This window comes from Frigoribacterium sp. CFBP 13712 (genome assembly GCF_014842255.1).
Lineage (GTDB): Bacteria > Actinomycetota > Actinomycetes > Actinomycetales > Microbacteriaceae > Frigoribacterium.
Genome location: NZ_JACYVH010000030.1, coordinates 1 through 524 on the forward strand (window position 1 = coordinate 1; position 524 = coordinate 524).

The window sequence follows — 524 nt, forward strand, 5'->3', positions numbered from 1 at the left end:
CACACCGGCCCGACCATCACCCCCGCCGCGACGACCGCACCGATCGTCGTCACCGCACCCACTGACGGCGGCACCTTCGCCGCCGGCAGCGTCGTGACCTACACCGGCACCGCCACCGCCGAGGCCACCGTCTCGGTCCGCCTCGGCTACGGCCTGGCGCCCCTGGTCGCCGACGCCGACGAGAACGGCGACTGGACAGTGTCGCGCTGGCTCGGCAACGCGCCCTACACCGCGACCATCACGCAGTCCAAGGACGGCAAGCAGATCGGCGGGTCGCACACCGGCCCGACGATCACGCCTGCCGCCACGACCGCACCCGTCGTCGTCACCGCACCCGTCGACGGCAGCACGTTCGCCGCGGGCAGCGCCGTGACGTTCACCGGCACCGCCACCCCGGGCGCCGACATCGCCGTGCACCTCGGCTACGGACTCGCACCCGTCACCGGGACCGCGAACGCCTCCGGCGACTGGAGCGTCTCGCGCTGGCTCGGCAACGCGCCCTACACCGCCAAGGTGATCCAGTC

1 protein-coding gene is annotated in these 524 nt (G+C 73.5%); it reads left to right on the forward strand.

The features are described from left to right. Positions 1 to 524 (forward strand): hypothetical protein (locus IFT51_RS14765; RefSeq protein ID WP_197982094.1); only part of this gene is annotated, 524 nt, incomplete at both ends.